Source organism: Mesorhizobium sp. M7A.F.Ca.CA.002.05.1.1, from assembly GCF_003998335.1.
Taxonomy (GTDB): Bacteria; Pseudomonadota; Alphaproteobacteria; order Rhizobiales; family Rhizobiaceae; genus Mesorhizobium.
The window spans coordinates 1-1,828 of the sequence record NZ_RZQI01001074.1 but is presented as its reverse complement, the minus strand read 5'-3'; the positions used below and the strand labels follow the sequence as shown (position 1 = coordinate 1,828).

1 protein-coding gene and 2 pseudogenes are annotated in these 1,828 nt (G+C 63.0%); all 3 read left to right on the top strand.

Going from position 1 to position 1,828, the window contains the following annotated elements:
- Nucleotides 1-208 (top strand): annotated as a pseudogene (locus tag EN939_RS32595) (ornithine cyclodeaminase family protein); the annotation flags it as partial.
- A 154-nt stretch (nucleotides 209-362) separates the two neighbouring features.
- Nucleotides 363-1,541, top strand: coding sequence for an ectoine hydrolase DoeA (gene doeA, locus EN939_RS32590; protein WP_127271633.1), 1,179 nt, complete (start codon nucleotides 363-365; stop codon nucleotides 1,539-1,541).
- A gap of 5 nt (nucleotides 1,542-1,546) precedes the next feature.
- Nucleotides 1,547-1,828: pseudogene (locus tag EN939_RS32585) on the top strand (succinylglutamate desuccinylase/aspartoacylase domain-containing protein); the annotation flags it as partial.

Below are 1,828 nucleotides of genomic sequence, written 5' to 3'. Positions count from 1 at the left end.
TCATGCAATCGCGGCGGGCGGGATTGCCGCCGAGGAAGAGGTGACCGAACTCGGCCAGATCATCGCCGGCGCGAAAAACGGACGGCGCTCGGCCAGCGACATCACCATCGCCGATCTCACCGGCACTGGCGTCCAGGACACGGCGATCGCCACGCTCGCTCGAGACCGTGCGCGGGTGGCCGGTTCCGGGGCCATCTTCGAAAGCTGATGCTGGCCGCAGGAGCATGATCCGGAAAAGTGGGAACCGGTTTTCTCGGACAAACGGTTTTCCGTTTGTCCAGAGATCACGCTCAAACAAGAACGACGAGTTGGATTCAAAGCTGATACCGGCCGCAAGGCCCAACAAACGAGGACCAAGAACAATGCAACCGAACCTGAGATTCTCGCGCGGCGAATATGCGGATCGCCTCGCCAAGACACGCAAGGCCATGGAGGCCAAGGGCGTCGATCTTCTTGTTGTCAGCGATCCTTCCAACATGGCCTGGTTGACCGGCTATGACGGCTGGTCGTTCTATGTGCACCAGGCGGTTATCGTGCCGCCTTCGGGCGAGCCGGTCTGGTACGGCCGCGGCCAGGACGCCAACGGCGCCAAGCGCACCGCTTATCTCGCGCACGACAATATCGTCGGCTATGCCGATCACTATGTGCAGTCGACCGAGCGCCACCCGATGGATTTTTTGGCCAGCGTGCTTGCGGATCGCGGCTGGGGCAAGCTGACAGTCGGCGTCGAAATGGACAATTACTGGTTCTCGGCGGCCGCCTTTGCGTCGCTGCAGAAGCATCTGCCCAATGCCCGCTTTGTCGATGCCACCGCGCTTGTCAACTGGCAGCGTGCGGTGAAGAGCCCGACCGAGATCGATTATATGCGCAAGGCGGCCCGCATCGTCGAGGCCATGCATCAGCGCATCTTCGACAAGATCGAGGTCGGCATGCGCAAATGCGATCTCGTCGCCGAAATCTATGATGCCGGCACGCGCGGCGTCGACGGTATTGGCGGCGACTATCCGGCGATCGTGCCGCTGCTGCCGTCGGGTGCCGATGCCTCGGCGCCGCATCTGACCTGGGATGACAGAGCGATGAAGCGGGGCGAGGGCACCTTCTTCGAGATTGCCGGCTGCTACAACCGCTATCACTGCCCGCTGTCGCGCACCGTCTTCCTAGGCAAGCCGACGCAGGAATTCCTCGATGCCGAGAAGGCGACGCTGGAAGGTATGGAAGCCGGGCTGGCTGCCGCGAAACCCGGCAACGCCTGCGAGGACATCGCCAACGCCTTCTTCGGTGTCCTCAAGCGATACGGTATCGTCAAGGACAACCGCACCGGCTACTCGATCGGCCTGTCCTATCCGCCGGACTGGGGCGAGCGCACGATGAGCCTGCGTCCCGGCGACCGCACCGAGCTCAAGCCCGGCATGACCTTCCATTTCATGACCGGCCTGTGGCTGGAAACGATGGGACTGGAGATCACCGAGTCCATCCTGATCACCGAAACCGGTGTGGAGTGCCTGGCCAATGTGCCGCGCAAGCTGGTGGTGAAGGATTGAGCCCGATGTCCAGCACCCGCCCGTCGCCGATCGCGCCGACCGTCGATTTCGACCGCGACGGCATTCAGCACGGTTTCCTGCGCTTGCCCTACAGCCGCGACGATTCCGCGTGGGGCTCGGTTATGATCCCGATCTGCGTCATCCGCAACGGCAACGGGCCGGCAGCGCTGCTGACCGGCGGCAACCATGGCGACGAGTATGAGGGGCCGCTGGCCCTCTACGATCTCGCCAGGACCCTCGATCCCAAGCAAGTCAGCGGCACGGTGATCATCGTGCCGGCCATGAAC

What these genes read in the sequence shown, in the direction of transcription:
- doeA (WP_127271633.1), top strand. Translation starts at nt 363, where the DNA reads ATGCAACCGAACCTGAGATTCTCGCGCGGCGAATATGCGGATCGCCTC.